Origin of the sequence: Mesonia aestuariivivens (genome assembly GCF_019311235.1) — a bacterium.
Lineage (GTDB): Bacteria > Bacteroidota > Bacteroidia > Flavobacteriales > Flavobacteriaceae > Mesonia > Mesonia aestuariivivens.
On the sequence record NZ_JAHWDF010000013.1, the window covers coordinates 72,688 to 90,695 of the forward strand.

Sequence of the window (18,008 nt, forward strand, 5' to 3'; positions counted from 1 at the left end):
TAATGCTGAAGATAGTTTATTTAAAACTAAAATAATAATTGCTAGAAACAAAAAAAGTCTTATTTTTGCACGCAATTTAATTTAAACATTAACATTATGAATCATTATGAAACTGTTTTCATCTTGAATCCCGTTTTATCTGATGAGCAGGTAAAGGAGACAGTTAAGAAATATGAAGATTTTCTTAATTCCAAAGGGGCTAAGATGGTTAACAAAGAGAATTGGGGCTTAAAAAAATTAGCGTATCCAATTCAGCACAAAAAAAGTGGATTTTATCACTTATTTGAGTTCCAAGTAGAAGGTGAAGTTATCGATGAGTTAGAGTTATTATTTAGACGTGAAGAACGTATGATGAGATACCTAACTGTGAAATTAGATAAACACGCGGTTGCTTGGGCAGAAAAAAGAGTTAAACGAAACAAAGAAAAAGCGTAAGTTATGTCATCTATAGAACAACAAGCGAAAGGAAAAAAAGACGGAGAAATTAGATATTTAACTCCGCTTAATATTGAAACTTCTAAGAAGAAAAGATATTGTCGTTTCAAAAGATCTGGAATTAAGTACATAGACTACAAAGATCCTGATTTTTTAATGGCATTCGTTAACGATCAAGGTAAAATTTTGCCACGTAGATTAACAGGAACTTCTTTAAAATACCAAAGAAAAGTTGCTGTAGCAGTTAAACGTGCGCGTCATTTAGCCTTAATGCCATACGTTGGTGATTTATTAAAATAAAAGAAACGACATTATGGAATTAATATTAAAGAAAGACGTAGATAATTTAGGATTTATAGATGATGTCGTAACTGTAAAAAATGGTTACGGGAGAAATTATTTAATCCCTCACGGCTTTGCAGAATTAGCGACTCCTTCAGCAAAGAAAATGTTGCAAGAAACGCTTAAGCAAAGATCATACAAAGAAAAGAAGCACATCGAAGAAGCTGAAAAGCAAGCAGAGAAAATTAATGGTTTAGACCTTAAAATTACTGCTAAATCTGGTGCTGGAGATAAATTATTCGGAAGTATTACTTCTGCTAATTTAAGTGAAGTACTAGCTAAAGAAGGTGTAGATATTGACAAAAAATATATCTCTATTTTTGGAGGTAATATTAAGAGATTAGGTCAATATGAAGCAAAACTTCGTTTTCATAGAGAAGTTATTGCTAGCCTTACTTTTGATGTTGTAGGAGAAGCATAATCAATGCTAGATCATATATAGAACCTACCCAATTTGGGTAGGTTTTTTTATAACCAAAATTTACCTAATTATGAAATACACCAGATTAACAAAAGAACAATTAGAAGAACTTCATCAAGAATTTATTAATTTTTTAGCTACACAATCTATTACTGCAGAAGAATGGCAAGACATAAAAAAAAATAAGCCTTCTGTAGCCGAAGATGAACTCGATGTTTTTAGTGATTTAGTTTGGGAAGGTGTATTAAACCAAGCAAAGTTTTTAGAACACTTTTCTAAACAGCAATTATTTTTATTTAAAATAGGAGAGGTAAAAATGACATTAGTCGGTGTAAAAGTAGAAAATGAAACCATAGATATAAGAACAAAAGATGGGTATCGTTGGCTTCAAGACAACTTGCTAAATGAAGCGGTACAAATTTATACCTCTACAAAAGTTATTACAGACGATAGAAATAAAGATATTTTCGCTTTAATGCAACAAGGTGCAAGTATTACTCAAGGAGAGTTATTTCAGTATTTTGAAAAGCTTATTGAAGTAGAAGATTAAAAAATTAAAACGCTTTTAAAGAGAAAACAAAAGCTTCTTATTTTTGTATTTTCTTTAGTTATCTTAGCATTTTTTAAAAAAGTTATGGCACAAAAACCAAGTATCCCTAAGGGAACCCGAGATTTCTCTCCAGCAGAAGTAAATAGAAGAAATTACATAATTTCAACCATTAAAAAGCAATTTCAGCATTTTGGCTTTCAACCTATAGAAACGCCAAGCTTTGAAAATTCTTCTACCTTAATGGGGAAATATGGAGAAGAAGGGGATCGACTTATTTTTAAAATTTTGAATAGTGGTGATTTTTTAAGTAAAGTTAAAGATGACTTGTATACTGAAAAAGACAGTCTGAAAATCACTTCAAAAATCTCTGAAAAGGCACTTCGTTACGATTTAACCGTTCCTTTTGCCCGTTATGTGGTGCAACATCAAAATGAAATAGAATTTCCTTTTAAACGCTATCAAATTCAGCCCGTATGGCGAGCAGATCGTCCGCAAAAAGGAAGGTTCAGAGAATTTTTTCAGTGCGATGCAGATGTGGTTGGGAGTGACAGCCTTTGGCAAGAAGTAGAATTTCTGCAATTGTACGATGCTGTTTTTACTTCATTAAAACTTAACGTTGTAACTATAAAAATAAATAACCGAAAAATTTTATCTGGTTTTGCTGAAGTTATTGAAGAAAGTGATAAACTAATTGATTTTACGGTAGCACTTGATAAGCTTGATAAAATTGGTAAAGATGGTGTGGTAAAAGAAATGAGAGAAAAAGGAATTTCTGATGAAGCTATTCAGAAAATAGATCCTATTTTTCAGTTAAACGGAGATTTTTCAGCAAAAATACAAGGATTAAAAAGTATTCTTTCCACTTCAGAAATAGGGAAAAAAGGAATTGAAGAATTAGAGTTTATTCAACAAGCGGTTGAAGCAATGCCTCTAAAAACCGCAACCTTAGATTTAGATGTAACCTTAGCTCGTGGACTTAATTATTATACCGGCGCTATATTTGAAATTTCAGCTCCAGAAGGAGTAAAAATGGGCTCTATTGGCGGGGGCGGACGCTATGATGATTTAACCGGAATTTTTGGGTTAAAAAACATGAGCGGTATTGGTATTTCGTTTGGTCTAGATAGAATTTATTTGGTGTTAGAAGAGTTAAACCTCTTCCCTGAGACGGTAGAAGAAAATACGAAGCTTATTTTTATCAATTTTGGGCAAAAAGAAGCCCTTTATGCAATGAAATCTGTAAGAGCCTTGCGTGATGCTGGCATTAATGCAGAAGTTTACCCAGATAGCGCTAAGATGAAAAAACAAATGACGCACGCCAATAGAAGAAATATACCTTATGTGGTACTTGCGGGAACTGAAGAAATAGAAGCTGAAAAATATACGATAAAGCATATGAATAGTGGTGAACAAGAAACGATTTCTTTACAAGCAATTATAGAGAAACTGAGATAAATCATTAATTTCATCAAGCAATTTTTATAATTTTGATTCAACTCTTGAATTTTAAATTATGAAAATTGCTTTTTTTAGTACTAAATCTTACGATAAAGACTTTTTTGAACCCTACAATCATCAACAAGAAGTCAGTTTTAAATATTTTAATGCATCCTTAACCAAAGATACTGCTGCTTTAGCACGTGGTTATGACGGAATTTGCGTTTTTGTAAATGATCATTTAGATGAAGAAACACTTCAGCATTTAAAAGAAATAGGAGTAAGGTTGGTTGTCTTACGTTGTGCTGGTTTTAATAACGTTAATTTAAAAGCTGCTGAGCAATTAGATATAAAAGTATATCGGGTTCCGGCTTACTCTCCTCAAGCGGTTGCAGAACATGCGCTAGCACTTATCTTAACTTTAAATAGAAAAACACATAAAGCTTACAATCGCGTTAGAGATGGTAATTTTTCGTTAGATCGTCTTCAGGGCTTCAATCTTCAAAATAAAACGATAGGTGTTATAGGAACGGGTAGAATTGGGGCTTCTTTCTGTAAAATCATGAAAGGTTTTACAGATTCTATACTAGCTTTCGACAAATATGAGAATGAGAAGGTGAGCGATATGGGAGTAAAATATGTAGATTTAGACGTATTATTAGAAAAATCTGATATTATTTCGTTGCATTGCCCCTTAACGCCAGAAACCAAATATTTAATTGATGCTGCGAGTTTACGTGGTATTAAAAAAGGCTGTATGCTTATCAATACGAGTAGGGGAGCATTAATTCATACTGGTGATGCAATTGAGGCTTTAAAAGAAGGGAAATTGGGCTATTTGGGTATTGATGTTTATGAGCAAGAAGAGCATTTATTCTTTAGAGATTTATCTGAAAATATTATTCAAGACGATCATATTGCTCGACTCATTTCTTTTCCAAATGTGCTAATTACCGCTCATCAAGGCTTTTTAACGAAAGAAGCATTACAAGAAATAGCAAAGGTAACTTTTCAGAATATCCTAGATTTTCAAGAGGGAAAAGAAAGTGAGAATAGGGTGTTAAAATAAAATCTTTTATATACAAAAACCACTCTAAATTTTAGAGTGGTTTTTTGTTGTAGCGAGATCCAGATTTGAACTCGGGACCTCCGGGTTATGAACCTATTCAAATAGCTATATAAAACAAACTAAAATATATTAAACAATATGATTATTAGTTAATTACATATTTTATGGTTTTATTCAAATAGTGCTAAAATCAAATTATTCTGTACTAGTTTTTAAATTGATTATTTATATAGATTTTTAATGAAAGATTATGGCCAATGTCAAGATTGTTTTAAGGAAGAATATGATGAGAAAGGATGGTAGAATTCCTCTTGCTTTAAGAATTAGTGAAAATTACAAAACCAATTACAAGTGGCTTGGATAATATGTTTTCGAGAAGGATTGGGATAAAAATGCAGGAAAGGCGAAGAGGAGTCATCCAAATTCACAAAGGCTGAACAATTTTTTAATGAAGAAATTGAGTGAAGTGAATGACATATTTTTTGAATCTAAAGATCAGGTTAGCCCGAAACAGGTAAAGCAAAAGTTAAAAGGAACCTACGGACAGAAATCCTTTTTTGAACTAGCCGCAGAGCGTATAATAGAAAAATATGAAGGAGGAACATTTTCCGTCGCTAAAGCTGAATTATCTATTCTTTATAACCTCGAGGAATTTTTAAATCTAAAAAGGAATAAGAATAAATCAGCCATTATTAAGTCAATCAATGAGCGCCGCTTGCACCGAATTAGTGAAGCTAGACTTAACAAATATAGCTGGTTAGATGGTGTTGCTTATTTTAGAAATAGTAAGGCTCTAGCGTTCCGGGATATTGATGAAGTTTTCATTAATAAATATAAAACATTTTGTCATTCTTATTTAGGGCAAAAAACCAGAACTATTACTAATCAACTTATTTTAATTAGAACTCTTTTCAATTTAGCTATTAAGGAAGGAATTATTGAACGAAAATTTTATCCCTTTGCCGGTGATAAGGAGAAAATTAGAATTGGTTCTGGTAATAAGATAGGACTAAGCACAGAAGAGATTGAAAAAATAGAAAAACTGAAGTTGGAGGAAAATAGTTCTATTTGGCACACTCATAATGTATGGCTATTTTCTTTTTATTTTGCTGGGATTCGTATTTCTGATGTTGTCAAAATAAAATGGTCAGATTTTAAGGATAATCGACTTTATTATATAATGAATAAAAATGAAAAAGCACTCAGCCTTTAAATTCCTGCCAAGGCAAATTTTTTTTTAGAACTTTATAAAAAATAGAAAAAACTCAATAAAGGTTATGTCTTTCGGTTCCTTAGAAATACTGATACTAATGATGCTGAACAAATCTATATACGAACAAAAAGTGTTACTAAGGTCTTTAATAAATGCCTAAAACAAATTGCCAAAGAATGTAGGATTGAAAAAAATTTATCTAACCACATTGCTAGGCATAGCTTCGGTAATATAGCGAGTGTCCGCATTCATCCTTTAATGTTACAAAAGCTCTATCGGCATAGTGATTTAAAAACTACTTTGAATTATCAAGCTAATTTTATTCATCGAGATGCGGATGATGCACTTGATGAAGTTATTAATTTTTAAATTATATTTCTGTTTTAAATACTGTTTTCATCTTTATAAATTTATTATGCATTGCAAACTTATCGATGATTAAATGCTAAAAAGTAGTTGATATACGCAATTTTGTAGCTAAATGTATACTCTCGTTTTGCTAATGTCTTTTTTTCGATAAAAAAGTAATGTATAAGTGAGTAAATTTGAGAGCTAACTACTTATCCTTTGTTAGCATACTGGAGAAATGGAAATTTCATTATTTAATATTCCTCCTAATCCTGCTTAATGCATTAGGGGTAATCCCCAAAATACTGGCCAGTTGTTTTACCGGCATTTTTTGAATAAATTCCCTGTTTTCCATTAGTTTTAAATAAATACCTTCTGCAGTTAAGGTCTGATAATTTACATTTTGTTCAATTTGCTGAATACAAATATCTTCCCACATTTTACGACCAAATTTTTGCCAGATAGGAAAACGCTCATAGAGTTCTTCCATATCAGCTCGCTCTATTACTAGTAAACTGGTTGTATCAATCGTCTCAATAGTAAAACGGGTAGGTTTTCTAGGAGCCAAACTACTAATCTCCGTAATGAATTCCCCTTCAAAAAAAGCCCAGGCCGTATGTTCATTTTCATTTTCATCCGAAAAAAAGCGTAATCCTCCGGAAATGATAAAATAATATTGATTGGCAATCTGTCCCCGTTTAAGCAACACCTGATGCGGCGCATATTCTTTTTCCTGAAATTTTGAAAGTACTTCCTGTAATATTTCCTCTGTAATAAAAACTTTTGATTGTATAAATTCAGTAAATGATTTCATAAGGTGAAAACCGCTTTATTCCATTTTTAATACGTCGAGGGATATTTTATCTGCCTAGTATTCAAAAATAGGGAAATCAATTGTCTTTTGTGATGCTAAGTTTAGTTTAAAATACGCTAAAGCCGATAGACTTACTTATAACTCAGGGTCATTTAAGAAATTATGGAACTAATCATTTATCGAGTTTGCTTGGGAACATACAGAAACTTTTAGCACTGCTTCCTTTTACCTAAAGAAGAAGGGAGTATTTTTTATACTCCCTTTTCAATACGTTAGTTTAGAAAATGAAGCACGGCATCAATGACGGCCTGCGGATTTTCTTCATTAAAATAGTGCCCAGAACCTTCTACCTTAATCACCTCTACATTTTTTGCAATATAGGGCAATCCCTGCTTCATAAACCCGTAGCTGCTTTCGCTGGCCATCCCCAAAACGGGCATTTGCAGTGTGCCGTAGGTATTCATATCCTTGATGTCCTGTTCAAAAGCCTGGTACCAGGCATTAGATGCCCTAATATTTTCAGGCCGATTATAATGGTAGGCGGCAACTTCCCGGTCAAAATCACTCATTTTAGCATCATCCAACATTACGTAAGCAAACAGCCAATCTAATAGGTACCTAAACCGGCCTTCCAATAGCTGTTCTGGTAATTCCTTTACCTGATTAAAAGCCATCCACCATAAAAATGGCATTTTATCATTTATTTTATCTCCAAAAGTTCCCGGCATAGGGAGCAGGCGCATTTCCCGTATTGCTTCGCTCGGGTGGGCGCCATCCATCAGGATAAGTTTATCCACAGCCTTCGGATAATTAAAAGCAAGACTTGAAGCCAGCATCCCACCAATATCGTGTCCCAATACGTGTGCTTTTTTGATCCCCAGTTTTTGGATCAGTTCAAAAATATCCTTGGCCATCGTTTTTTTGTCGTAGCCATTAAAGGGTTTATCTGAGCTGCCCATTCCCCGAATATCTACTACAATCACCCTGTATTTTTTTGCCAGTTCCGGCATTACCTTATGAAAAGAATACCAGGTTTGCGGCCAGCCGGGAAGGCAAATAAGCGGTTGCCCCGTACCTCCTGCTACATAATGTAACTGAATGTTATTTACCGTGATCAGATGGCTGGTAAATCCCGGTAATTGTTTGACCAATTCCTTATCCGAATATTGCGCTTGATTTTCCATAGATTTTTACTTTTTAATTACTTGGGCTATAGATGTCCATTTAAGGTCTGGATAGCGGTTGTTGTCCAGTTTTAAATGATGCACCAAAAACATACTGTGCAGGTATTGCATTTGTTGCCAATCGGCATACAGTTCCTGTTCGCCCTGCGGATTGGCTTTTCTCTTTTCCTGGATTACAGCAGCGAAATCCTCTAAGGATCCGCGATTGATCAGTTCAAAATTTTTATCAAAAAATTGTTTTCCGAGCGCTACAAAATCTTTCGGACTCGGACTAAAACTGGCAATATGCAGGTTTCGGGGAGTCTTATCGTCCAAAGCTACTTTGGCGGTGTATTGGGCGGTATCTTCTACCGTCGTAAAATCGATTGAAAAATCCTGTTTTTCCCCGTAAAAAAGTACTTTTCCTTCCTTTACATTGAATAACGGCAGGTTGTAGTTTAAGAGGTAGGCAAAAGCCCCGTTAAAAATAGAAGTCGACTCTATAGGTTGCTTATCCAAATAGACCTTAAATTCTTTCCTGAGATCGAAGTTTCGATTGAAACCTCTATCCATTTGCGTAAAATCTGTTGAAAAATCGGAAGGGATAAACTGGGGAACCTTAGCTGCAATGGCCGCATCTACCAGGCGCGATTGAAAATCGACAATGCTTTCCCGTAAACCGGCTACAGCTGAAATTACGCAAGAAACTCCTTCGCACGCCTTTTGGAGCGCCAGGCGATCATCCATTTGAAGAGGTATCACGGTTACCCCACTATTTTTTAAAGGGGTAATTTTTTCTTTATCGCTGGACTCCCTAACAATGGCGATGACTTCAGCTCCTTGTTGTAAAAGATAGTCAGCGATTTTACCACCAAGCATCCCGGTAGCACCGGCAATTAAAATTTTCTTTTTCATTACTATAGATTTTTTTGGCACCCCAATAGGGATAATACCTTTAGGCTTGCCATTAAATTGTAAAAAGTTTTTCTGTTCATTTCTTCTGGGCTTTCCTAGAATTTGTTGAATTTTTATAGTTCAAATGTATGCCGGAATATCATTGCTAAAACTACCATTTGGTAGGAAAAAGTTACGATAAAAGTCGAGACTGATGAACTGGGAGAACTCCATAATTAATAAACTTAGAAAAAACAGTAAGTAAATTATTATAAAATCTAAAGTCTCTTTTTCAGTAATACCTTTCTTGTATTATACTGATATAGGTTGACTCTTTTTTGATAGGTATATTTTAATATTTAGATATGTAGTTGGTGTAAATTTACATTATTTTTTCGATAAGATCTGTATTGGATGTTCGGATTAAGATGAACTTCTGCAGGTTTTCTTAAGTCAAGGCTAAAATGTGTTCTAAGGTTATTATAGATATATACTGCTTGTTGAGTTAATTTCTGAGCTAATTCAGTGTTTTTAATAGTTTGTTTTAAGCCATATTCGTGTTTTAGTGTTCTGTTAATGCGTTCAGCAACTGCATTTTCGTAAGGATCATATTGTTCTGTCATACTCATTGTAATATTATTATCTTCTGCAAACTGCGTGTATTTAGGATTGCAGTACTGGAAGCCTCTATCAGAGTGGTGAATGAGTTTTAAATGAGGATATTTTCTGTTTTTAATAGCCATATCAAGTGCTTTTTTACAAAGTGATGTTCTCATATGGTTATCGAGGTTGTAGCCCATAATTTGCTTAGAATAGGCATCTGTAACTAAAGCAAGATAGTTGTGTCCGTTTTCAGTTTTAATGTAGGTAATATCACTTACCCATAGTTGTTCCGGTCGGGTAGGTACGTGGTCTTTTACAAGGTTCTTATATTTTTTGTATATATGGTTTGAGTTTGTCGTTGTGATGTAATTTTTAGTTTTAGGGATCAAAAGATTGTTTAGCCTAAGGAACCGGTAGAATTTATCTCTACCGATCTTAATATCAGCGTTTATGAAATTCTGTTTTAGTTCCGTATAGAGTTTGATTCCACCCGTTTTAGATCCTACTTTTTTACGGTAGTCTTTGACCATTTTAATAAGCTTTTGCTGGTCTATTTCTTGTTTTTGTTGAGCTTTGATTCTTTTGTAGAAGGCTTGTTTAGATATCCCAAAACATCCATAGAGCCATTTTCTTTTATACGTTTTTTCTTTTTTAACTCTATCTCTTTTGCTAATGTTTTGGGTAATGACTTTTTTGACATATCGACACCTGTAATCAGTTCCATATCAGCGATTATGTCTTGTTGAAAATCTTTTTAAAACTCCAGTTCTTCAATCTTTTCTTTTAACTTTTTAATTTCATCGTTTTTACTCATACCATTATTTTGTTGCACTAAGGTATTGTATTTTCTTAACCAATAGGTAATAGTTGTTCTAGGGACATCGTATTTTTTTGAAGCTTGTTTGTTTGATATGTGTCCTGTAAGGATTTGGTCAACGACTAAAAGTTTAGTCTCTAAAGTTACTTTTTGATAGGATTTTTTTCGCCAGTGTTGTTTTTGGTGTTTCATAAGTGACTATAATTAATGGTTTAATTTTTAGTCTACCTATTTCAGGAAAGTTGGTGCATGTTGTAAAACGGTTTATAATATGGCTAGTTGTGGTTTGGTTAATCTGGTTTTGTCCGTTAAACATAAATATAGCTAAAAATATCGAATATCGATAAAGCATTTAGCCACAATTAGCTATACGAATTGTGCTTGTTGCACAACCTCTTTTTTAATCAAATTTTAAATTAATAGTAGATTTCAATAATACCATACCCTTATAAATCAAAAATTTAACTATTTCTAAAAATCAGAATAATCCTCTTTTCTTAGAAATTTAGACTTGTGCAACGGTTACCATTGTTGGCAGCTGTACTTTTTTAGTCATAATGAAATCTGCATTTTGCAATTAAAATTTCCCCCTCTTTATATTGATAAATCAATCTATGTTCACTGTCAATTCTTCTTGACCAAAATCCAGCGTATTTATGTTTTAAAGGTTCTGGTTTTCCGATTCCGTCAAATGGATTTCTTGATATATCCTTTAAAATTTCGTTTATTTTTTTAAGTTTTTTCTTATCTGTTTTTTGCCAATATAAATAATCTTCCCAAGATTCGTCAACAAATGTATATTTCATATTAGTCTTCGATTAAGTCTTTTGAAAATGATTTTCCATTTTTTAGTTTATCGATAGCAGAATCTAATCGTAATTCATTTTTTCGGGAAGATAATTCGTGATTTGTAGCCATTAAAGAATTATATTCTTCTAGTGACATAACAACAATTCCAGAATCTTTTCCGCGGTTAATTATTAAGGTTTCAAAGTTTTTGATAACTCTGTCCAAATATGTTTTGATATCTTTTCTAAAGTCAGAAACAGTTGTGATTTGCATAATTTAATATTTATTTAAGTACAAATATATGTACAAAATATGATATTTGCAATTTTTTCAAGTTGTTGCTAACGTGTTTCTTTAGTTTGTATTAAATAACTTTATATAGAAAAAGAGGAGAACTATAACGTGTTTTAGATTAGTGATCCCTTACACGTACGAGTCCTCTCATTCTATAAAGTTGCAAAGCACCATTAGTAAGCTGCAAGCTTGTCTATCGTAAGGTGGGAAGTGAAGGAATCGGGACTACAAATCTTGGTACTGACGAACAGGAACCGGATAAGAGGCTATAAGGTTGGATGAGCAAGCACATCATTGTGATGTCCTAAACGTTTCTTTGGAAATGAATACCGAAGTAGTAGATCCGGCAGGAATCAGGGGAAAAAAGATGTCCTTACCTGGAGGACGGAGCGTAAAGAAAATGTCTTGTAGACATTTTTAGCGAACGGGCCAGCATGTCGCGCGGGAATATCACGAGATGGCTAGGTGGAGAAGTCAGCAGAGGTCATAGTACCCATAGGGAACGAGGTGCAGCAAACTGCATAGGTCTCACAAATGGGAAAGGACTGAACATAATCCTTTCGGAAATTAGAATAGGAGCATTGTTTTTCATTCATTGGGTGAGCGAATCCCAAGAAAATCTGTAGCCTATTCATAAAGTACGAAATAGTTTCAATTGGTGTAAAGAGCGAGTGAAAAGATGGATTATGAACCGCCGTATACGAGACCCGTATGTACGGTGGTGTGAGAGGCGCACTCCGTCAGTTACTGGCGGAGCCGTCTACTCGATTAGCATTAGTATTTTTATTCCGCTGTATCTTTTACAACTTTAGTTTTAGATAAAAAATCGTGAATTCCGTTTTTAACAACCAAGAATGAAAGTCGGTCAAATGGAATTAGCCTGCAAAAAGTCCGTGCAATAATTTCACCATTTTCTGGTTTTTCTCCGTTCATTGTTACGACTTTGGTTTTAGTTACAAATTTGCCAACGGTTTTTTGGAATTTGATTTCCATAATCGCGTAATAACCTATAAATGAACCAAAAAATAAAATGTAAACAAGCAAAGTTAAAATACCTTGATTTTCTGTTATGACTGGAACAAAAAGTCCGATTATAAAGATTATTAGAGATGCTAAAACTAGCCAAACAAAAAAGTCTATTAAGAAGTTGATAAATCTAGTTCCCGAACCAACAACATTTGAGTCAACTTTTTGTTTTTGTTCTTTGTCAACTGTTGCTTTTTCCTTTATTTTTTCAAATTCAGCGGTGTCAATATTCCGCTTTTCAATTTCCAAGTCAGCAGCTTCTATTGCGGTCGGATTATATCTTTCTCTTTCTACGGTTACTATTTTTATTAATTCTTGGTCTGTCCTTTCAGACATCACTTTCTTAAATTCATTTTCCATTAGTTTGCTGGTTGGTTTATATTAATGCTAACGAATTTGTATAACAGAAGTAGCGGATTTTATGCAACTTCCTTTCCGTTGTGAAATTAATAAATTTATTAGACTTTTTTGTGCGGCAAGTCTATTCAGCCGCTATTTTTGTTATACGTCTTAAGTTTGATTCTTATTAAATTTAAACAATAAATCAGAAAGAACAAAGAGAGGATTAAGGTTATGATATACGGTGAAGCGTTAGACTTCGACAACATTGATAATCCCCTCTCTTTAACTACTTTAATCACGTTCAGTTCTTTGAGGCTTTAGACCTCGTTTTCAAGTTGTTGTGATCACGGTAGTATGCTCTTTCATAAAATCAGTTCTTATGGATAAATATAAAGAAACTTTTGGAATCGATATCAGTAAAGATGTTTTTGATGTTTATGGAAGTAAAAGTGGTCATCGCCAGTTTAGCAATGATGAGTCTGGGTTTGTCTCTTTTTTAGGTTATATACCTAAGGATAGCTTAGTATTGATGGAGGCTACAGGCTATTACCATTATCGATTTGCACAGTTTCTTTGCAATAAAGGGGTGAGCGTAGCAGTAGTCAATCCTTTATCAGTGAAGCGTTTCATTCACTTGCCACCGACGAGGACAGCGAGAGGATGGCATTATCAAAAATAAAGACCGATAAGAGCGATGCCAAGGCTATTTGCCATTATGGTTTGTCTAATGAAGTACCGCTGTACAATGCACTCAACGATGTACAGGCAGAATGCCTTCAGCTTTTTCGACTTATGGATAGTTATCTAAAGAAGCGTACGGCTACCAAGAATAAACTTCACGGTGAGGAAGTTCTAGGTATTCCCTCTAGGTATGTTTATAGGTCTTTAAAGCGTGATCTCAAACATCTAGACAAAGAGGTCAGGGGAATTGAAGCTCGCTTACTGGAGCTTGTCAAACAAGAACAGCAACAGCAACTAACCTTGCTAACGAGCATTCCTGGAATCGGAATGAAAACCGCCTTATTTTTAGTGGTAATAACAGATGGATTTACCAAGTTTGAGAAGGCTTCGCAGCTGTGTAGTTACGTAGGGATCACGCCAACGATACGGGAATCAGGCAGTAGTGTTAGAGGCAGAAGTAGAATAAGTCTTGCCTCCGACGAGTAAAGAATGAGCGAGAGGAAGGCAAAGTAATAAAAGCTTCGGAATCTATTATTTCTTTGTGCGCTTTCAACGCTTGTAAACACAATAAGGGTTGCAGGGCAATTTATGAGCGAATTGTAGCCACTTGTCTCCGACGAATGAGGCACGAAAGAGAGGAAGACAGGAGTAAGAAACTGGCGTTGATTGCAGTGGCCAATAAGCTGTTGAAACAGGCTTTTGCCATTGCTAAATCTGGATTACCCTACGATGAAAACTATGTATCTGTTCTAGCAAAAGGATAGATAGAAAAAAAAAGAAGTAAATATTACAGCTAAGATCTATTCGTATAGATTTTAGTACAGGTTAATTATGTCTCAAATTTAATGTAAAAAAAAGTTGGTTTTTACCTCAGTTCTTTGTTGGCAACTGTAATTTATTCTTAATATTCAACTTCTTCACCGTTAGCTATAAATACAAGGGCATCAAAATGGCTTAACAATTTTGTTTTCCTTTTAGTTAAATTGAATATATATAAATCATCAAACTTCTTATTTTTCAATTCTTTATTTGTTGAAATTATTTTTTTTGAATCTACAAAATAATTTTTCTTTATTGATGGTAAGTAGTGTAAAATGGACTTATTTTTTCTCGAAGCTCTTTCAGTTTCATCTTTAGTTCTGGTAGGAGGTAATTCAATAGAGCCAAAAGCTATATGATAAGAAGTTTTTGGATTTAACTGTCTAAATTGATGACCCATAGTTTGTCCATTCATTATTTCAGAGTTAGATTTTGACATGTGTCCGTTTGCTAACCAAATAATAAACTTTTTATCAGGATATTTTTTCACTAAAAAAGCAAGATTTTCAGCCATTTGTTTGTCTCGAATCTTTATTCTGTTGTTATCTGAATTGTTATCTTTAACAGTGTAAAGCTTTACAGAACTTTTGAAACTTTCAAGAATTTGAACCCATTTTTGATTTTTCTTGATTAATTCATTTGATAAAAGTTTATCGAGATAATCATTAATATATTCAATTTCTTCTTTTGATATTATATTGATTACCTCATATTCATCTTTTATAATTGTTTTTGCATGTTTTGAAAACTCTTGATCGAGTTTGATATCATTTGTTTTTAAAAACTCTGATAATTTTATAGTGAAATATTTATGAGAATAAGCAGTAGGAATTCTACTATCAAAACCCCAGATGGTAACTTTGTTTTTTTCCAAAAAATCAAAAAGTTCTTCGCATTGTTTAGATTTACTCCACATTGTATATAAATTCCGTTTATTATGGTCAAATAACAAAGCAAAAAAATCACTTTCAAAGATAATATCCTTAAAACCGTGTTCACTAACTAAATATTTTATAAATTCTGTTTTGGCTATAAAATCAGAACCACTATAATGAACAGATTCTCCCAAAAAAACAGTTTGCTTTTCATTAATGTTTGGACTGATAATTTTTTTAACGTCTTCTGTTAGTAGATTATTTAATGAGTTTAATTCGTAGGTATTCTCTTCAATTTGAGAAAATAGAATTTGATTTAAAAAAAGTATTATTGTTAGTAGTAGTATTTTTTTCATTATAGTTGCCAACGGCAGTCTGTCTCAAAACTACCATATTTGGTTTTAAAAATAGTTGAAATTAGGATTGAAAACAAAATTTATACTCTGATCAGTATTTTTTGTTGTGCATTCGGTAAAAGCTTTATTCCGTCTTATAGAGGCTTGTATACACTTCTTGAAGGTTAAAAACAGGGCTACGATGAGTTGCTGTAAGGCGATTTTACTATTGAATAATCTTCTTAAATTATAAGCCAGAGCGATGAGTCCAAAATCTGCAGAAGCTGCTTTGATGCCCCTTTTGGTCATGATATGATCAAAGCCCCATTGCCGCTTCATAGTGCCGTAGGGATGCTCGACCAGCGCCTGCCTCTTTTTATAAAGCTCTCCGCTTTGTTCGACCCGCTTGGCGTTGCCTTGGATGTTCTGGGTAAATTGGGTGCGCTGTATAATCTTACCGTTAGCTTTGGCCGTGGTACACTTGCTGCGTACCGGGCATTCCTTACAGGCCTTGGTCTTGTATTGTTTAAACGTATAGTTTCGGGCTTTGTACCAGGAGCCATTGCTGTATAAAGTATTTCCCTGGGGGCAGGTATAAGTATCATCATCAGTATTGTAATCAAAATTTTCAGCATTGTATTTGGGATCTGGAGCCTGGCTTTTACGGCCAATGGCTGGGATGGCCACCAGGGTATTGATACCTAGACTATCGGCAATATGGAACTCGCTCCCGGTATGATAGCCTTTATCATAGAGTGCAGTAAAGGAGTTTGATCGTAAAATGGACTTGGCCCTTCTGAGCATGAAGCCCATTGCTTTTTTATCATTCTGATTGGTGAGTTTATAATCGATCAGTAACTTATGTTTGGCATCTACGGTAGTTTGCGCGGTGTAGCAGACCTCGGTAACGGTTCCCCTTACAATTTGATGTCTGCTATCAGGATCAGAGGTCGATCGTTGTGGGTTTTCAGAAGAAGCATCCTTGTCTAATTGTTTTTGTATCGCTTTGTATTTGTTTTTTTGCTGTTTGCGCCCTTTAATTTGCTCTTTAATTTCTTCGGTTTTTTTCTGATCGCCATCAGCCTTGGCCAGTTCTTGGTTATGCTCTTCGAGCTTTTTATCGATGTACTCTAAATGCCGCTGTATTTTCTTTTTGTTGTAGTTATTTTTTTTGCTGTTTTGCGCCCTTAGCTTGGTAGAATCCCCGGCAATAAGTGTTCCCCCGATCAGGTTGAAGTTACGGGCGATGGCCACACTTTGCCGGAACACCTTTCGGATGGCTTTTGGGTTTTCTTTTCTAAACCGGGCAATGGTATTGTGATCGGGTTTTAAGTTTTTAATCAGCCAGATCACTTCAATGTTACGATAAGCCTCTTTCTCCAATCTTCGGGAAGATCGCATCTGGTTCATATAGCCATAGATAAAGAGCTTGAGCAGATCAGCCGGATCATAGGGCGGCCTCCCTTGAGTAGCTATGGTTTGAAAGCCCATTTTTGATAAATCGAGCAAGTTTACAAATTGATCAATGAGTCGTACGCTGTTATCCTCTGGGATCATATCATCCAAACAGGTCGAATAAAGGCTGAGCTGTTCGCGGTCTTGTCCTTGTTGGTATTCCATATCCTAAAAATACAAAATTCTTAGGTTTTGAGACAGTCTGACGGTCTCGGTTATCGCCAGTTGGCGGAGTAGGGGACGCGGAACTGTCGGCTTAGTATTTGGTTTGTTGGTCAAGTTAATTATTTTCTTTCTAACGCTGCCGCTTATTGGCGATGAACCGTTGTTATGTGGCGTTTTTTTGAACTAATAAATATGTTAAGACTGCGATTATAAATATTCCTATTAGGAGTAATCCATATTCTATTAATCCTGAAATTAAGAAGATAAAAAATCCGTTCTGAATTCTAAAATTGTCAGCTTTTTCAATCAATGATGATAAATAATCCGAATTATGAAGGTAGAAAAATGTGAAAATACAGATTACGCTTAGTAAGTATAATCCGATAATTTTAGGCTTTTTCATCTTAATTTATCTCTTTAATTTTTTCCACTCATTTAATCCTACAACATCATCTCTAACTTCTTTAATCCATTTTTTGCCATACTGATCTGTCAAATAACTGAATATTTCTTTGTTGTAATCTTCTATTAAACTTTGATCAGGACCCGTACAACCATATTCGTAAAAATATATTTTATACTTATCCTCAAACTGTGGATCAGTAGCTATTATTACTGGTGCAATTCCTCCTTGTAGAAGCAAAAATGGATTTCCATTTTCTATATCTTGTTTTGCTAAGTTACTTATTTCTGACTTTTTAGTAAATAATAATTTTGCTGGACCGCTCGAATTAATTTGTTCGTCAGTTAAATTTCCAATTCTTGAAAAAACAATTTCTTCTTGTCCATTTTCTTGAGCAAATGAAGAAATAGAAAATATTAAAGTCAGAATTATAATTATTTTTTTCATCGAATCATCATATAGAAAATGCCATATAACTGTTTTGTATAACAGAAGTAAGGGGTTAAAGTACCTTGGTTTTCAGTTAATTACGTTGTGAAATTTTATTCGACTACTTTTGGGATTGTCGTTTAGCCCTTATTTTTGTTATATGGTGTGCCTGTTGCACAATTTACTAAAAAAGATTAATTTCATGATATGCAAGGCAAAAAAGTATATCAAGAGCAGTTATTCAACAGTTTTCGGTTGAGTGACCGCGTACCGCCCACAAATTTCTACC

Annotated in this window: 19 protein-coding genes and 2 pseudogenes; 9 read left to right on the top strand and 12 right to left on the bottom strand. The window is 34.2% G+C overall.

The features are described from left to right. The first annotated feature begins 96 nt into the window (after nucleotides 1-96). The 8 genes and pseudogenes from rpsF to KW502_RS15420 all read left to right on the top strand — a co-directional run bounded on the left by rpsF (nucleotide 97) and on the right by KW502_RS15420 (nucleotide 5,467). Complete coding sequence (gene rpsF / locus KW502_RS12055; RefSeq protein ID WP_219040811.1) at nucleotides 97-435, top strand: 30S ribosomal protein S6; 339 nt, start codon at nucleotides 97-99, stop codon at nucleotides 433-435. A 3-nt stretch (nucleotides 436-438) separates the two neighbouring features. After that, nucleotides 439-735, top strand: a complete 297-nt coding sequence (gene rpsR / locus KW502_RS12060) for a 30S ribosomal protein S18 (RefSeq protein ID WP_219040812.1) — start codon at nucleotides 439-441, stop codon at nucleotides 733-735. Between the two features lie 13 nt (nucleotides 736-748). Next, complete coding sequence (gene rplI / locus KW502_RS12065; RefSeq protein ID WP_219040813.1) at nucleotides 749-1,198, top strand: 50S ribosomal protein L9; 450 nt, start codon at nucleotides 749-751, stop codon at nucleotides 1,196-1,198. A 70-nt stretch (nucleotides 1,199-1,268) separates the two neighbouring features. Then, complete coding sequence (locus tag KW502_RS12070) at nucleotides 1,269-1,748, top strand: DUF6495 family protein (protein ID WP_219040814.1); 480 nt, start codon at nucleotides 1,269-1,271, stop codon at nucleotides 1,746-1,748. Between the two features lie 84 nt (nucleotides 1,749-1,832). Next, the gene (gene hisS / locus KW502_RS12075) at nucleotides 1,833-3,203 is read left to right on the top strand and encodes a histidine--tRNA ligase (RefSeq protein ID WP_219040815.1); all 1,371 of its coding nucleotides are present in this window, start codon (nucleotides 1,833-1,835) and stop codon (nucleotides 3,201-3,203) included. A 58-nt stretch (nucleotides 3,204-3,261) separates the two neighbouring features. Continuing rightward, a complete protein-coding gene (locus KW502_RS12080; protein WP_219040816.1) occupies nucleotides 3,262-4,254 on the top strand; it encodes a 2-hydroxyacid dehydrogenase in 993 nt (330 codons plus the stop codon). Nucleotides 4,255-4,504: 250 nt separating this feature from the next. Further along, nucleotides 4,505-4,747 (top strand): annotated as a pseudogene (locus KW502_RS15750) (Arm DNA-binding domain-containing protein); the annotation flags it as partial. After that, nucleotides 4,721-5,467 (top strand): phage integrase SAM-like domain-containing protein, encoded by a 747-nt coding sequence (locus tag KW502_RS15420; protein WP_369412530.1) that lies wholly within the window; start codon nucleotides 4,721-4,723, stop codon nucleotides 5,465-5,467. The pseudogene KW502_RS15750 and the gene KW502_RS15420, both read left to right, overlap by 27 nt. Before the next feature lie 598 nt (nucleotides 5,468-6,065). Here the strand turns inward: KW502_RS15420 and KW502_RS12090 are convergent. The 9 genes from KW502_RS12090 to KW502_RS12125 all read right to left on the bottom strand — a co-directional run bounded on the left by KW502_RS12090 (nucleotide 6,066) and on the right by KW502_RS12125 (nucleotide 12,575). After that, nucleotides 6,066-6,629, bottom strand: a complete 564-nt coding sequence (locus KW502_RS12090; protein ID WP_219040817.1) for a Crp/Fnr family transcriptional regulator — start codon at nucleotides 6,627-6,629, stop codon at nucleotides 6,066-6,068. A 272-nt stretch (nucleotides 6,630-6,901) separates the two neighbouring features. Continuing rightward, on the bottom strand, nucleotides 6,902-7,813 hold the full coding sequence (locus KW502_RS12095; protein WP_219040818.1) for an alpha/beta fold hydrolase: 912 nt from the start codon (nucleotides 7,811-7,813) through the stop codon (nucleotides 6,902-6,904). Between the two features lie 6 nt (nucleotides 7,814-7,819). Then, nucleotides 7,820-8,707 carry an NmrA family NAD(P)-binding protein gene (locus KW502_RS12100; protein WP_219040819.1) on the bottom strand — a complete coding sequence of 296 codons (888 nt, stop codon included), beginning with the start codon at nucleotides 8,705-8,707 and terminating at the stop codon, nucleotides 7,820-7,822. A 338-nt stretch (nucleotides 8,708-9,045) separates the two neighbouring features. Beyond that, a complete protein-coding gene (locus KW502_RS12105; RefSeq protein WP_369412531.1) occupies nucleotides 9,046-9,894 on the bottom strand; it encodes an IS3 family transposase in 849 nt (282 codons plus the stop codon). After that, the gene (locus KW502_RS15425) at nucleotides 9,840-10,013 is read right to left on the bottom strand and encodes a hypothetical protein (RefSeq protein ID WP_255554228.1); all 174 of its coding nucleotides are present in this window, start codon (nucleotides 10,011-10,013) and stop codon (nucleotides 9,840-9,842) included. The genes KW502_RS12105 and KW502_RS15425 overlap by 55 nt, the downstream gene beginning before the upstream one ends. A 30-nt stretch (nucleotides 10,014-10,043) precedes the next feature. Next, complete coding sequence (locus KW502_RS12110; RefSeq protein WP_255554229.1) at nucleotides 10,044-10,298, bottom strand: helix-turn-helix domain-containing protein; 255 nt, start codon at nucleotides 10,296-10,298, stop codon at nucleotides 10,044-10,046. A gap of 356 nt (nucleotides 10,299-10,654) precedes the next feature. Then, on the bottom strand, nucleotides 10,655-10,912 hold the full coding sequence (locus KW502_RS12115) for a Txe/YoeB family addiction module toxin (protein WP_219040820.1): 258 nt from the start codon (nucleotides 10,910-10,912) through the stop codon (nucleotides 10,655-10,657). A gap of 1 nt (nucleotide 10,913) precedes the next feature. Continuing rightward, nucleotides 10,914-11,168, bottom strand: coding sequence for a type II toxin-antitoxin system Phd/YefM family antitoxin (locus KW502_RS12120; RefSeq protein WP_219040821.1), 255 nt, complete (start codon nucleotides 11,166-11,168; stop codon nucleotides 10,914-10,916). 804 nt (nucleotides 11,169-11,972) lie between these two features. Then, nucleotides 11,973-12,575 carry an RDD family protein gene (locus tag KW502_RS12125; RefSeq protein ID WP_219040822.1) on the bottom strand — a complete coding sequence of 201 codons (603 nt, stop codon included), beginning with the start codon at nucleotides 12,573-12,575 and terminating at the stop codon, nucleotides 11,973-11,975. Between the two features lie 361 nt (nucleotides 12,576-12,936). Between KW502_RS12125 and KW502_RS12130 the strand changes: the two are divergent. Further along, nucleotides 12,937-14,002: pseudogene (locus tag KW502_RS12130) on the top strand (IS110 family RNA-guided transposase). A gap of 137 nt (nucleotides 14,003-14,139) precedes the next feature. Here the strand turns inward: KW502_RS12130 and KW502_RS12135 are convergent. The 3 genes from KW502_RS12135 to KW502_RS12145 all read right to left on the bottom strand — a co-directional run bounded on the left by KW502_RS12135 (nucleotide 14,140) and on the right by KW502_RS12145 (nucleotide 17,737). Beyond that, complete coding sequence (locus KW502_RS12135) at nucleotides 14,140-15,288, bottom strand: erythromycin esterase family protein (RefSeq protein ID WP_219040823.1); 1,149 nt, start codon at nucleotides 15,286-15,288, stop codon at nucleotides 14,140-14,142. Between the two features lie 45 nt (nucleotides 15,289-15,333). Next, nucleotides 15,334-16,887 carry an IS1182 family transposase gene (locus KW502_RS12140; RefSeq protein ID WP_219040824.1) on the bottom strand — a complete coding sequence of 518 codons (1,554 nt, stop codon included), beginning with the start codon at nucleotides 16,885-16,887 and terminating at the stop codon, nucleotides 15,334-15,336. 409 nt (nucleotides 16,888-17,296) lie between these two features. Continuing rightward, nucleotides 17,297-17,737 (bottom strand): FEKKY domain-containing protein, encoded by a 441-nt coding sequence (locus KW502_RS12145; RefSeq protein WP_219040825.1) that lies wholly within the window; start codon nucleotides 17,735-17,737, stop codon nucleotides 17,297-17,299. Nucleotides 17,738-18,008 lie beyond the last annotated feature (271 nt).

Bases quoted from the DNA above. Each gene is read 5' to 3' on its own strand.
- KW502_RS12090 (WP_219040817.1), bottom strand. From the start codon at position 6,629: ATGAAATCATTTACTGAATTTATACAATCAAAAGTTTTTATTACAGAG.
- KW502_RS15425 (WP_255554228.1), bottom strand. From the start codon at position 10,013: ATGGAACTGATTACAGGTGTCGATATGTCAAAAAAGTCATTACCCAAA.
- rpsF (WP_219040811.1), top strand. From the start codon at position 97: ATGAATCATTATGAAACTGTTTTCATCTTGAATCCCGTTTTATCTGAT.
- rpsR (WP_219040812.1), top strand. From the start codon at position 439: ATGTCATCTATAGAACAACAAGCGAAAGGAAAAAAAGACGGAGAAATT.
- KW502_RS12125 (WP_219040822.1), bottom strand. From the start codon at position 12,575: ATGGAAAATGAATTTAAGAAAGTGATGTCTGAAAGGACAGACCAAGAA.
- KW502_RS12115 (WP_219040820.1), bottom strand. From the start codon at position 10,912: ATGAAATATACATTTGTTGACGAATCTTGGGAAGATTATTTATATTGG.
- rplI (WP_219040813.1), top strand. From the start codon at position 749: ATGGAATTAATATTAAAGAAAGACGTAGATAATTTAGGATTTATAGAT.
- KW502_RS12070 (WP_219040814.1), top strand. From the start codon at position 1,269: ATGAAATACACCAGATTAACAAAAGAACAATTAGAAGAACTTCATCAA.
- KW502_RS12080 (WP_219040816.1), top strand. From the start codon at position 3,262: ATGAAAATTGCTTTTTTTAGTACTAAATCTTACGATAAAGACTTTTTT.
- KW502_RS12145 (WP_219040825.1), bottom strand. From the start codon at position 17,737: ATGAAAAAAATAATTATAATTCTGACTTTAATATTTTCTATTTCTTCA.
- KW502_RS12100 (WP_219040819.1), bottom strand. From the start codon at position 8,707: ATGAAAAAGAAAATTTTAATTGCCGGTGCTACCGGGATGCTTGGTGGT.
- hisS (WP_219040815.1), top strand. From the start codon at position 1,833: ATGGCACAAAAACCAAGTATCCCTAAGGGAACCCGAGATTTCTCTCCA.
- KW502_RS12140 (WP_219040824.1), bottom strand. From the start codon at position 16,887: ATGGAATACCAACAAGGACAAGACCGCGAACAGCTCAGCCTTTATTCG.
- KW502_RS12135 (WP_219040823.1), bottom strand. From the start codon at position 15,288: ATGAAAAAAATACTACTACTAACAATAATACTTTTTTTAAATCAAATT.
- KW502_RS12120 (WP_219040821.1), bottom strand. From the start codon at position 11,168: ATGCAAATCACAACTGTTTCTGACTTTAGAAAAGATATCAAAACATAT.
- KW502_RS12095 (WP_219040818.1), bottom strand. From the start codon at position 7,813: ATGGAAAATCAAGCGCAATATTCGGATAAGGAATTGGTCAAACAATTA.
- KW502_RS12110 (WP_255554229.1), bottom strand. From the start codon at position 10,298: ATGAAACACCAAAAACAACACTGGCGAAAAAAATCCTATCAAAAAGTA.